This is a genomic window from Phycisphaeraceae bacterium, from assembly GCA_015709595.1.
Lineage (GTDB): Bacteria > Planctomycetota > Phycisphaerae > Phycisphaerales > SM1A02 > CAADGA01.
The window spans coordinates 1,286,666-1,298,722 of sequence record CP054178.1 but is presented as its reverse complement, the minus strand read 5'-3'; the positions used below and the strand labels follow the sequence as shown (position 1 = coordinate 1,298,722).

9 protein-coding genes are annotated in these 12,057 nt (G+C 66.7%); 2 read left to right on the top strand and 7 right to left on the bottom strand.

Annotated features, from left to right (window positions below; all coding sequences use genetic code 11):
• Positions 1–68 precede the first annotated feature (68 nt).
• Positions 69–890: a hypothetical protein gene (locus tag HRU76_05415; GenBank protein QOJ17055.1), complete on the top strand. Its 822-nt coding sequence runs from the start codon at positions 69–71 to the stop codon at positions 888–890.
• Here HRU76_05415 and HRU76_05410 read toward each other — a convergent pair.
• Both HRU76_05410 and HRU76_05405 read right to left on the bottom strand, forming a co-directional pair.
• Positions 854–1,627 (bottom strand): hypothetical protein, encoded by a 774-nt coding sequence (locus tag HRU76_05410; GenBank protein QOJ17054.1) that lies wholly within the window; start codon positions 1,625–1,627, stop codon positions 854–856. The genes HRU76_05415 and HRU76_05410 overlap by 37 nt on opposite strands.
• On the bottom strand, positions 1,624–2,475 hold the full coding sequence (locus HRU76_05405; protein ID QOJ17053.1) for a dienelactone hydrolase family protein: 852 nt from the start codon (positions 2,473–2,475) through the stop codon (positions 1,624–1,626). The genes HRU76_05410 and HRU76_05405 overlap by 4 nt, the downstream gene beginning before the upstream one ends.
• Positions 2,476–2,707: 232 nt before the next feature.
• Between HRU76_05405 and HRU76_05400 the strand changes: the two genes are divergently transcribed.
• Complete coding sequence (locus HRU76_05400; GenBank protein ID QOJ17052.1) at positions 2,708–3,877, top strand: hypothetical protein; 1,170 nt, start codon at positions 2,708–2,710, stop codon at positions 3,875–3,877.
• Between the two features lie 82 nt (positions 3,878–3,959).
• On the opposite strand, the gene HRU76_05395 is transcribed toward HRU76_05400, so the two are convergent.
• The 5 genes from HRU76_05395 to HRU76_05375 all read right to left on the bottom strand — a co-directional run bounded on the left by HRU76_05395 (position 3,960) and on the right by HRU76_05375 (position 12,035).
• On the bottom strand, positions 3,960–5,408 hold the full coding sequence (locus tag HRU76_05395; GenBank protein ID QOJ17051.1) for a short-chain fatty acid transporter: 1,449 nt from the start codon (positions 5,406–5,408) through the stop codon (positions 3,960–3,962).
• A 135-nt stretch (positions 5,409–5,543) separates the two neighbouring features.
• Positions 5,544–5,897 carry an SHOCT domain-containing protein gene (locus tag HRU76_05390; protein ID QOJ17050.1) on the bottom strand — a complete coding sequence of 118 codons (354 nt, stop codon included), beginning with the start codon at positions 5,895–5,897 and terminating at the stop codon, positions 5,544–5,546.
• Positions 5,898–6,120: 223 nt separating this feature from the next.
• Positions 6,121–7,581 carry a trigger factor gene (tig, locus tag HRU76_05385; protein QOJ17049.1) on the bottom strand — a complete coding sequence of 487 codons (1,461 nt, stop codon included), beginning with the start codon at positions 7,579–7,581 and terminating at the stop codon, positions 6,121–6,123.
• A gap of 233 nt (positions 7,582–7,814) precedes the next feature.
• Positions 7,815–9,329 carry a hypothetical protein gene (locus HRU76_05380; GenBank protein QOJ17048.1) on the bottom strand — a complete coding sequence of 505 codons (1,515 nt, stop codon included), beginning with the start codon at positions 9,327–9,329 and terminating at the stop codon, positions 7,815–7,817.
• 336 nt (positions 9,330–9,665) lie between these two features.
• Complete coding sequence (locus HRU76_05375) at positions 9,666–12,035, bottom strand: right-handed parallel beta-helix repeat-containing protein (protein QOJ17047.1); 2,370 nt, start codon at positions 12,033–12,035, stop codon at positions 9,666–9,668.
• Between the last annotated feature and the right edge of the window lie 22 nt (positions 12,036–12,057).

The following is a 12,057-nucleotide window of genomic DNA, read 5'->3' as shown; positions in this document are numbered from 1 at the left end:
ATTCTACCGGCGCGGGGGGCGGGACGATTCAGGTGGCGGCGGATCGACGCGAATCGCTAGAATCGTCCATGCCCTCGGAGTCATCGCCATCCGACTTGTGGAACCTGGTCTCCCGTGGCCAGCCCATCGACGCGAACTCGCTGCTATCAGCCATCCGGCAGACGGCGGAGACGGCCCAGCCGCTCGACTATCGAACTCGGCTGCTGATGCACGAGGGGCTCGCCGCGCTGGCGTGCCGGTGGGGGCGCGAGGCGCTGCTGAGGCGGCTCAATGGAGGCGCGGCGGCGGCGCGAATGGGAGAACTGCTGGATGCGAGATTCGAGGAGACGGGATTTCCGACGCTGGGGAGGCGGCTGATGGATGCAACGCGGCCCGAAACAGTGCTTCAGTTCCTGCGGGAGTTGGGTGAGCGGTTGCAATCGCCAGCCCGGATCGACATCGGCGGCTCGACGGCGCTGATTCTGGCGGGTCTGCTGTCGCGCGCCACCGAGGACATTGATGTGGTGGATGAGGCGCCCGAGCCGATCCGATCGGATCATGCGTTGCTGCGGTCGCTGTCGGAGCGATATGGGCTGGCGCTGACGCACTTTCAGTCCCACTACCTTCCCACGGGCTGGTCGGAGCGGGCCAAGCCGCTGGGACGGTTCGGCAAGTTGGAAGCGCGGCTGGTCGATCCGGTGGACATCTTCACGGGCAAGCTTTTCAGCCGCCGCGAGAAGGACCTGGATGACCTGCGGGCGCTGGCCCCGCGATTGGACCGGGCGCGAATCGAGGATCGGCTGCGAACCAGCATGGCGGGCCTGCTGGCCGAGCCGGGGCTGCGCGAGAACGCGACGCGAAACTGGCGGGTCGTCTACGGAGGCGAACTCCCACGCGTCGCATCCGCCTGAAGATGGGCTGCGCCGATGGCGATCATCTCGAAGGCGGTGGCGTCGAGGCCGTGAGCAAGCGCTGCCGTCGCGAGCGGAATGTCTTGGCTTTCGATCCAGTTCCGGAATACTTGCAGCACCGACGCCCGATTGATGGACAGGAGGTGTTCACACCACAGCATGTACTTGAAGTAGTAGATCGCGCCTGTGTGTAGCGGGATGCTGATTGCTGTGAACGTCGGGTCGAACTCACGCCAGTCGTTCCGAAAGCGATGAAGAACGCGATCTTCGACGACGGCGGTGTCGTAGATCGGGTAAATCGACGGATTGAAGAAGTGGAGGATCTTCGACAGTGCCATCGGCGAGTACCAGCGTGAAACGGACTTCTTGACTCGGCGCAATGCCAAAACGGGCGCAAGAGCGTCCTCGAGCGAATCGCTCGCTCGCCCCAACCGCCGAACATGCTCAAGTGGACGAAGGGTCGCGTAGATGTCGTCGTCAGACATCAGCCCGCCGGGGCGATTCAACTGCCAGTATCCACGCAATCGACCCATCAACTCCCCAAAGGCATTCGATCGAGCCTTCGTCGAACCTGTGACGTCCCACGCCCTCGAAGCAAGGTGATACAGGTTGAGTTTCTCCTCAACAGACCACCCGCGTGCCTTTTGGGCGAACCCGTCGTAAGCGTCGAGTGCCTGCCTCGTCGCGGCCGTGCTCTCGAAAACCATCGCCAGCGAGGTCTGCGCATTGTGCATCATGACTCCATTTTTCGCAATGCGCCCAACCACCTCCCCCACGCCGCCTCGCGCGCCTTCCGATTCCCCTCCGACCCGCTCGGGTCTTCGCCGGCGCGCATGAAGCCGTGGCCCGCGCCCTCGTACGTCACCGGCTCGTAGATCTTGCCCAGTTCCTTCATCGCCTCCTGCGTGGCGGGGATGGTGGCGTTGATGCGGGCGTCATTCGACGCGTAGAAGCCATACACCGGGCAGGTGATCCTGGCCAGGTCATCCTTCGTGTGCTGGAAACTGCCGTAGAACACGAAGGCGGCCTTCAGGTCTGCGCGGGTGGTGGCGAAGCGGAAGGTCTGCCCGCCGCCCCAGCAGAAGCCGCCCACGGCCAGCGCGCCGTTGCAGGCGGGCACGGCCTTGATGTAATCCGCCACGGCATTCAGGTCGGCGGTGACTTCCTCGGGCTTCAGCCGCCCGATCGCCTGCGTGGCCTTGTCGGGGCTTTCGAAGTCGCTGGTTCTGCCCCCGCCAGGCCCGTGCCCCGAGAGCAGGTCCGGCGCGATGGCGATGTAGCCGTGCTCGGCGAGCTGATCGGCGACGCTTCGCACCCAGTCGGTCAGCCCCTTGTTCTCGTGGATCACGATGACGGCCAGGGCCTTGTGCTCGACCTCCGGGTAGGCGACGAAGCAGTGGATGACACGCTCGGCCTCGCCCGCCTCGCCCTTCACGGCGCGCTTCACTTCCACCCACTCGTGATGGCGCGGCGAGTTGTTCAGGCGCTCAAGGGCGAAGTCCTGCGCCGGCGCGGGTGAGCCGAAGAACCCGGCAGCGGCACAGGCAATGGCCAGCCGTGAGACGAAGCGACAGTCGGGATGCATGGATCTTCTCCTATCCTGAGTCAAGACACCGGTTTGCGATCATCTGGCCGGGCGTGCGACGCAACGCGTCTGACAGGCGCGGCGATTCCGGGCATGCCGGGCTGAATGTCCGAGAGAGTCGCGTCCGGGACACGTCAGTCCCGTTGTGTCTCCGTGGATTCCAGTAGGATACACGAAACCAGGCGCCCGCGACGCGGCGCGTGTCATTACCCGGTCAGTGGAGCAGACAGCCATGCCGTTCGCCGACAAGAAGACGTGGGAGAAGACCCGGACCAGCGTGTGCAAGGGCTCGGGCGTGGGAGCCGCGTGCGATGCGTGGAAAAAGCATTGCGGCGACCCCGACAAGGTGGCCGACGACCCCAAGAAGGCCAGCGACGCGATCAAGACCATCAACGAGATGTACGAAGCCCTCAAGACCGCGCGCGGCAAGCTCGCCAAGGCCAAGAAGGGCGACAAGCAGGCCGACGCCACCAAGGACCTGCTCGACGACTGGGAGAAACAAACCAGGGCCTATCAGGACAAGCTCAACGGCGCGGTGGTCAAGGCCGCGGCCGAGGAGCTGAAGGGCAAGATCGAGAAGGCCAGGCAGCAGTTCCTGCAGGTCTTCGCCGAGACCGAGCGTCAGCTCAACGAGGTGATTCCCGAGATTCTCGACAAGGCGGAGGCGTTCATCAAGCAAGGTGACGCCCGCAGCGCCGAAACGCAGCTGCAGAACGCCAACGGCAAGATCAAGTACTGCGTGACCGCGCTCAACAAGGACGACGCGGTGCGCAACGCCGAGAAGGACAACGGACTGACGCCGGGCAAGCTGTCGCTCAAAGACTTCGCCTCGCGCCTCAACCCGTGCAAGAACACGCTCAAGGCGCTGTACAAGCGCGTCGAGGGGCTGGAGGAGCAACTGGACGACATGGGCGAAGGGGCCGACCCCGTTCCCAGCAAGTCGGACCCGGCGTACAAGAAGAAGTTCGACGAGGTGATGAAGGCCTACAAGGAAGTCCTCAAGGAAATCGACTCGTTCATCGGCGAGGCCAAGGAGCTGCACAAGAAGTGCCAGAGCTTCAACGGCAACCCGCTGCTGGAGAAGAACCCCGACGGCATGGTGAAGGTCGCGGACAAGCTCAACAAGGACTTCATCAAGGTCAAGGCCGACTCGGCCAAGGCGCTGCACGACATCCGCGAATCCACCGGCAAGGTGGTGAAGATGCGCGTCGCCGCCAAGTTCGAGGAGCAGGACGTGAAGGCCTTCGGCCCGCTGATGACGCGCGGCATGACGCTCAATGGCCGCATCATCGCCCTGTCCAACAAGGGCGTTGACGAACTGCGAGAGGGTCTGGACACCATCATCAACGGCGCCAACCAGGCCGCCGCCAAGGACGCCAAGGCGCTGCTCGCCAAACTGTGATGGCGCCGTGATGGCGGCGATCGGTCGTCGATGATCGGCGCCTGGCGGCGCTGGCGACAGGTTCGCGCCGCCTCGATCGTGCTCAGAACACCAGAAGCCCCAGCGCGATCCACGCGCCGGCGGCGACCATCACGATCGCCGTGTAGCCCACGATGTCACGCGCCCTGACCCCCGTGATGCCCAGCAGCGGGAGCGCCCAGAACGGCTGGAGCATGTTGGTGAGCTGGTCGCCGTACGCCACGCTCATCACCATCTTGCCGGGCGTCACGCCAGCGGCCAGCCCCGTCTCCAGCGCGATCGGCCCCTGGATGCCCCACTGCCCGCCTCCCGAGGGCACGAACAGGTTCACCACGCCCGCCGAGAGATACGTCAGCACCGGCACCGTACGCTCCCCGGCGATGGCGGTGAAGAGGTCGCTGATGACGCCGATCAGTCCGGAGGCGGCCATCATGCCCATGATGCCCGCATAGAGCGGGAACTGGATGATGATGCCCGCACAGCCCCGCGCCCCATCCGTCGCCGCCCGCATGTACGCCGTGGGTGAGCCGTGCAGGATCAGGCCGATCGCCAGCATGAACAGGTTCACCTGGTTCAGCCCGATGCTCCGCCAGTCGCCCTCCGCCGTCACCCATCGGGCCAGCCCCAGAAGCATGGGCAGGGCGATGAGCCACGAGATGACCGGGCTGCGGTCCAGCCGATCGGGCAGCGTCTGGGGCGGACCGTCGTCCGGCTCCGGCTCGTCGCGCACGTCGAAGCGCGAGATGGGCAGCAGGTCCTCGCGCCGCGTCGGAGCGAGCAGCGACAGCATCAGCGGCACGCCGAAGAGCAGCCCCCCGGTGATGAACAGGTTCATGGGAGAAAGGATGGTCTGCGTGAGCGGCACGCCTTCGGCGGCGACCTGGGCAAGGTACTGCGCGGGGATGACCTTCTCCGCCGCCTGCCGCGTGGTCATGGCCAGCGGAGCCGAGCCGGACAGCCCGCCGTGCCAGATGAGCATGCCCATGTATCCCGCGGCGCAGAGCAGGGGATAGTGAGCCGTCACGCCGCGCCGCTCCATCGACCGTCCCACCTCGCGGGCCAGCAGTGCGCCGACGATCAGCCCCAGCCCCCAGTTGATCAGCCCCGCGGCGCAGGCGGTGAAGGCGATCAGCCCCGCCGCCTGCCCCGTCGAGCGAGGGCGCGAGGCGATGGCGTCGATCAGCGCGCGCACCGGGCTGGTCATCGCCACCGCGTGGCCCGTGACGAGGATCAGGCACATCTGCATGGAGAACTCGAGGAACTTCCACAGCCCCACGCGGGCCGCCGGCGGCGCCGTCTCGTCGAAGCGCCATGCATCGAGCAGACGCGCCGCGCGGGAGAGCAGGCCCCCATCCGCCGCCTCGAACCGACCCAGCGTCAGCGCCAGCAGAAACGTCGCCAATGTGAGCAGTATCGCCAGCACCAGCGGGTCCGGCGCGGTGCGGCGGAAGACCGCGCTCAGCCGCAGCCCGAGATCGGAGACGCGCGACATGCGGGCAAGGTACCGCGCCATCGAGTCGCGTGCGAGGCGGGTGGGGGCGTCAGTGATCAGCCGTCAGCAGATGGCATCCGGTGTCTCGCGGCGGTGGAATAAGCAGGGACCGGGAAACCCTGGGCTTGCCTCAACGTGCGGCCTGCGGCGCATCGCTTACGCGTCGTCCCGTCGCTCGCGGAGCTCGCGCAGCAGCTTGGTCGAGGCGCTTTCGTTGTCCGCCGCGGGACGGGACTTGACGCGTTCGATGATCGCCTGCCGCGCCCGCTCGAACTCGGCGTCGTCGATCAGCCCCTGAGCGTGCATGTCGCGCAGCCCCTGCAGGGTAAAGCCGTCGGGCGTGTCGCTCTCGCCCGTCGTCCGCTGCACGCCCCGTCGGACGAAGATGATGACCACCATGCCAGCGCAGAGCAGCAGGAAGAGCACCGCCGACCACAGGGCCACGTCGCCCCAGGATTGGGTCGAGTCGGCGAGGATCGCGGGAACCGGTGCGTCGGTGGGGAGGCGCATGAGGACCGAGGATCATAGCGGTGGCGGTGAGATGCTCGGCGATGCTCCAGTCGTCGCCGCGTCAATCATCACCTCGGACCGCTCGCACGGCTCACAGAGCCGTGGCACGCGGGCACGCGCGTCGCCGACACGTGTGCCACGGCCGTATCGGCCGTGCTCCGGGGGCTTGCGGTTCGCACGGCTCACAGAGCCGCGGCACGCAGTTGCGTGTCGGGTGGTCCGCCTACTTCTTCGCCTTGCCTCCGCCCTTGCCCTTGGGGGCGGGCTTGGCGCCGCCGGTCCGTTCGGCGCGTTTCTGCTCGACGAGCTTGTTCCAGTCGGCGGCGCTGATCTCCTCCACCGAGGCCTTTTCGAGGACGCGGTCGAGGGTCTTGTGCTCGCGGATCTGCAGGGCGATCTGCTGCAGGCGGCCTTCCTGGGCCAGCTGGGCGCGGAGTTGCTCGGGGCGCACGCCGCGCTGGGCGGCGAGCATGGCCACGCGACCGTTGATCTCCTGCTCCGACACCTCGATCGACATCTGCTCCGCCAGCCGCGAGAGGATGAAGAACATCTTCAGCCCCTGCCGCGCCTCCTCGACCGATGACTCGCGCAGCTCGGCGACGCGCACCTCCACCTCGTCGGGCGAGATGCCCCGGTAGAGCATGTCCAGCCGGGCCCGCTCCAGCACGCGCTGGGCCTGGTTGGCCGAGAGTTTCTCGGGCAGGGGGAAGTCGATGGTGGCGACCAGGTGCTCGGCGAGTTGCTCGCGCATGGCGGCCTGCTGCTCCTGCTGGGCGCGCTGCTGCAGGGCGCTGCGGATCTCGTTGCGCACGGTGTCCACCGAGTCCATGCCGAACATCTCCACCAGCCCCTCGGGCGTGGCCCGCTTGACGCGGACGGCCCGGTTGATGGTGAACTCCACCTTGATCTTCTGCCCGCGCAGGGTGGGGCGCTCGTGCGTCTCGGAGATGGTGGCTTCAAGGGCGACGGTGTCGCCCACGCTCTTGCCGCCGAAGAGGGCGAACATGTCCTCCTGGAACAGCCCGAGCACGTGGCCCTTCCTGTCGTCCTCGGTGAGGGGCATGGCGACGACGGCCTCGGCCAGATCCTCCACCACGCTGCCGTCCTCGATCTTCGTCACCAGGGCGCGCCCCTGCATGCGGTCGCCCGCGCCGATGGCTTCGGTCAGCTCCTCCGGCTCGCCGAAGCGGTAGCACTGGCGGTCGAGTTCGGCCTGCACGTCGGCGTCGGTGACTTCAACGACGGGCTTGCGGATCTTGACGCCCTCAAGGTTGGGCAGTTCGAACTCGGGGGCGACTTCCACCTCCACGGAGAAGGTGAGCGGCTTGCCCGGCTCGACCTTGACGTCCTTGAGGTCATCGCCCTCGGGCTCGCCCACGGCCTTGATCTTGTGGTCTTCGAGCGCCTTGGAGTAGGCGTCGGCGATGAGCTGATTGCGGGTTTCCTGCATCACGGACGAACCGAAACGCCGCTCGATGAGTTTGCGCGGGGCCTTGCCCTTGCGGAAGCCGGGCAGCGCCGCCTCGCCCGCCAGCGTGCTGAAGGAGTCGTCGATCTTCTCGTTGACCGACTCGGCGGGGATGGTGATGGTCAGCCGCTTCTTGGCGGGACCGGCGTCTTCGATGACGACCTGATTGGGAATCTCGGTGGAGGTGACGGCGGCGGCATCGACGGCGGTGGTCATGGCGGGCACTCACTCAGGCCGGAAAGGGGAGATCGGGGATTTCAGGGGAAGGGAAAGAATAGCACGCGGCGGGTGGCAATCCAGACAGGGAAGCGTGTCGGACGCAGGTCAGCGTCGGGATGGACGGGGGGCGGTGCTCAGACGCCGGTCCGCCGGGAAGGCCGCAGGCCCCGTCTCCGGGGCCTGCGGCGAGTGAACCAAGGGTGCGACCCGTGGGGGATCGAGGAACCGGATTACTGGTTCTTCGACACCTGGGTCAGGTCGATGCGGTACTGCCAGATCGGTGCGATCGAGAAGGCCAGCGAGTTGCACTGGATGAGCGCCCGGACCGCGCCGGTGCCGTCCTGCACGAACCGGCCGGGGTTGGTGGAGATCAGGTACTCGCGCGTGGTGTCCACCTGGGTGAGCACGTTGGTGGCGATGAGCTCGTACGCCTGGGTATCCCAGTTGAACAGGTTGACGCGCTGGGAGATGTTGTTGACGTTGGCCGCCGATTCGACCACCAGGCGCAGGACCGGGGGGTTCTGGTCGGTGGAGGTGAAGTCGAGCTGAATCTGCACGGGCGGAACCGCACTGGTGCGGAAGACGTCGGGACGGGTGATCAGGTGGTTGTCATCGCTGGTGCAGAGCGAGGCGAGGTTGCCGCCGATCGGCAGGCCGCGCACACGGGTGAAGCTGTCCGGACAGACGGGTCCGGTGGAGCCGGGCTCGCCGTAGAAGCCGACGGCGGCGGTGAGCAGGGTGGGGCAGGGTGTGCCGAAGTCCTCTTCGCCGACCTCATCGGCCTCGTAGGTGCCGTTGAGACGATCGGGATTGGTGCAGAGCGTGGCGGTGCCGTCGCCGTCGATGCCGAGGAAGCCGTTGGAGCTGCCCTGACCGGCGGCGTCCTTGGAGTGCCACAGCGTGGCCTGGTTGTTGGCGCTGAAGCGGTTGAGCTGCAGCTCGTTGCCGACGAGGGTGGCGTCGACGAAGGAGATCTCCCATGCGCCGCCCTCGACCATCTCGATGGGCAGGTCCGGGTCGAGGTTCGGATCGAGGAAGACCTGCGACACGAACCGGGCCGGAAGCTGCGCGGCGCCCTGTGCGCCGAAGTCCAGCAGAACGCCGTCCACGAAGCCGTCTTCGAGGTTCTGCAGCGTGATCGGCGTCACGCCGTCGATCAGGTCGCCGACGGTCTCGTCGTAGGTCGAAATGAAAATGACCAGACGGTCGATGGTGTCGCCGCAGGGATCGGCGGTGCCCGAGTTGCCGAGCTCGAACCAGTCCAGGGCGAGGTCGAAGGCGGTGGGGTTCATGCCCTGGGCGAGCGTCTCCACCTTGCCGATGTAGCCGCTGGCGCGGAACGTGGCGCCGAGGAACCAGCGGCCAGTCTGCAGGAAGCCGACGTTGTCGCACTCGGTCAGGCCGGCGCACGAGTCGCCGAAGCCGCCGAGCACCGCGCCATCGGTGGGCGGGAAGGGAATCATGCCCACGGTGCAGAAGGTCGAGCCCTCGTAATGGTCGAAGAGTTCGATGAGCGTCTGCCCGTCCGCGCGGTTGGGGCGGTAGGCGTGCCACGGGCCCGGGATGGGCATGCCGTTCTTGTCGCGCCCGATGACCCGCGCGATGCGGTACGGCGTCTTGGCGGCCGGCAACGCCGTCGTTCGCTCGGGTCCGTTCAGTCGGCGATTGCCGCTATCCGCGGCGAACGCGTGGCTCCCCACACCCATGGCCAGCCCGGCAGCGGCCAGCAGCATGCTGTTTCTCATGTCTTTCCTCCAAGGGGGACAAGGGCCTTCCAGCCCGACCCCGGTCAAGTAGCGAACCTCGACGTGGTGTCCGCACACCGGCCCACCCGCCGAGGCACTTGGTCTGTGTTCCGAAATCACGCCCTCAGGACTTCCCTGAGGCACCGACAGTCTAACCCCGACAGGCGGCATCCGCAATAGAAGTTTCGTAACTTATCGAATATCCATGCCTTAGACACATGGATCGCTGGGAAGATGGGCAAGAGCGGACGGTTCTCAGATCGCTCCCACAAAAAGTGGGATTCGACCTGCGAACGCCTCGGGATCAGAGTGTGCGGTTATAGGACTTTTTGGGCTTCAATCCACTCGTTCCAGCCGCAGGGATAGCACGGCGTAGCCGTCGATCTCGAAGTGCTCGACGCGGATCGCGGCTTCGGTTGGGCGGTCGAAGGCGATCTCGCCCCGGTGTTCGGTGGGGCCATGCCAGGTCCAGTCGTCGATCAACAAGGTATCCCCAACCCACACACGGATGCCGTCGTCCGACCGGGTGATGACCCGCCACTTCCCCGCCGGGAAGGTCAGCGTGGTGGTGGCGATGGTTCCGAAGCGGTTGCCGCCCAGTCTGGCGTCGCGGATGTTCTGGGGCATCGACGCCAAGTTGCTTGGTCCGCCCATGCCGAAAGGCAGGTCCAGGGCGCCGACTTCGGCGGTGACGGCGTGCAAGGCCGCCTCATTGTGCCAGCCGTCGAGGTTCTCGCGCGGGTCGATGGTCCACGGGAAGAACTTCACGCTCCAGCGCGTGGCGATGAGCAGGCCATCCCGCGTCAGCACGTCCGACTCGGTGTGGACGCTGAGCGTGTAGGCGGCAATCGTTCCGGGCTTGGCCGGTGAAACGACGATCCGCTCACTCGCGCCGTCGCCTTCGTGCGTCACGACCACGTCGCCCACGGCGCGGGGAGGCAGGGACATCGGTTCTTTCCCCAGCAGGCGATAGACGTGGGCGCCGCCTTCCGCGTCAGCCAGACGCTGGAGGTAGGGCTTCTCCCAGTCGTACGGCCCCCACTCGGTGACGATGATGTGCTCGCGCCCTCGCAGAGACGCCCGCGCGCCCACCGGCTGCGTTTCGCCAAGGGGCGTGTAGTCCGGCCTCGTCCATTCCAGATCGCGCTCCGTTTCGCTGCGCACATCGGAGTTGGACGCGTCCAGTGCGCGGCCCACCTGCGTGTAGCGGTTGTTCCGCAGCACCGTGGCGTCGGCGTCGCGCAGATGCACCGCCAGCACATCGCCCTCGAACAGGTTGTCGGCGACCACGTTGTCGATCGAAGGCAGCATGCGCGACGCCCCGTCCGCTCCCGCGGGCGGGCGGGCGGCGAGCGGAATCGATCCATCCTCACCCGGGGTGATCGCCGGGTCGTTGGCCTTGGACCAGGGGAAGAGCATCAGCCCGTCATCCGCGTCCCACCACAGGTGAACGCCCGCCTTGTTGCCGCGGAAGGTGTTGCCGAGAATGAGGTTGTCGCGCCCGTGTTCGATGTTCACCCCGCCGCGCTCCAGGCCGTAGGCCATCTCGCCGTTCTCGATGAACTCATTGCCGGCGATGAGAGTGGACTGGGAGTAGCCGCCCCAGATGCCGCAGATGGCGTTGTCGGCCATGCGGTTGCCGATGATGCGGTTGTCGAAGGAGAAGGTCATCTCCAGTCCGTGGGCCGGCGCGTGGGAAAGATCGTTGTTGATGATGAGGTTGCGGTTGTTGCCGTTTCTCCTCGCCCGCTCGATCACGTCGGCCGGATAGACGACCGCGTCATCCACGTTGTCGCGTCCCAGTTCCTTGCGAAGCCGCGCCCGCTCGGCGTTGAGCCAGTGCTCGCCCAGGGCGTCCTGCCCGCCGAAGCCGAAGATGCCGTCGCCCCCGTGCGTGACCGAGTTCTCCGCGATCAGGTTGTCCGAGCACTGCTCGAACATCAGGATGCCGGCGGAATCCTGTCCGCGGTTGTACACGCCGTGGCTGTAGCCGCGTACGCAGAAGTCGAAGGCGTTGCGGGTGATGACGTTGCCGCTCGACCGCCACATCGCCAGCCCCCAGCCGGAGAGGAACGAGCAGTCGTTGTCGTACACCTTCGAGTCGGTCACGCGATCGAGGATGATGCCGTTCTGCCCCTCCCGCGCCCGCACGCGGCGGATGGTGACGTTCTTCGCGTCCTCCACGTACAGCCCTGCGCCGTAGTTGGTCAGCCACTCGTTGTTGTCGTTGCGGTGAGGCCAGAGCCAGTCGCCCCCGTCCTCGGCGGCGGGGGTTGATCGCAATCGCTGGCGGAAGTTGCCGGAGAGGTCGCAGTCCTCGATGGTCAGCCCGTCGGCGCCGGTCGCATGGATGCCCGCCTTGTACCCGCGCACGCTCAGGCCGCGGATGGTGACGTTCTTGCCCGTGATGCGCAGACCGACGCCCGCGAAGGTATCGGGCGTGCGCCCGCGCGCCGCGCCGTTGAGCATGGCGCCTCGGAAGTCGAGCGTGACGCCGTCTGCCGCGACGTGGATCACGCCGTCGCCGTCCGCGTCGGCGATGGCCGCGTCCGCGATGCTGACCGTCGCGGATCGCGTGATGACGGTGTTGTCCCGCGAGACGGTGATGACGGTGGTCTGAGGCGGCTCCTGCCCCGTGGGGAGCACGAGGACCGACGATGGCCACACCAGGGCGACCACCACCTGGACGAGAGGGATTCGTGACATGATGAGCAGATTGTACGGGATC